At 44.8% G+C, this 297-nt stretch carries 1 pseudogene; it reads right to left on the reverse strand.

What is annotated here, in order from left to right:
• Window positions 1-275 (reverse strand): annotated as a pseudogene (locus CWC02_RS20575) (sulfite reductase subunit beta); the annotation flags it as partial.
• Between the last annotated feature and the right edge of the window lie 22 nt (window positions 276-297).

A 297-nucleotide genomic window follows, 5' to 3' on the forward strand; every position in this document is an offset into this window, starting at 1 on the left:
TCTGCTTTACGAGGATTCGTTGCTGTATCACCGTGAGTCATCGCATGACCACCACCCACTAACACGTTTAACCCAACTAACTTGCCGGTTTCTGCAATTGCCACGAAGTTTAAGTCGTTCGCGTGCACATCCACGTCAGAGTTCGGTGGAATTCTCACTGTGGTTTTAAACTTACGCGCTAACAAAGTTGAACCTAAAATTGGCACTTCAGAGGTATCACTCTATTCACCATTTAGCCAAATTTCAGCGAATCCTTTGGTTTTTCGTAATAGGTGCTAAGAGATCATCGATCCCCAC

Source organism: Pseudoalteromonas sp. S2721 (genome assembly GCF_005887425.1).
Taxonomy (GTDB): Bacteria; Pseudomonadota; Gammaproteobacteria; order Enterobacterales; family Alteromonadaceae; genus Pseudoalteromonas; species Pseudoalteromonas simplex.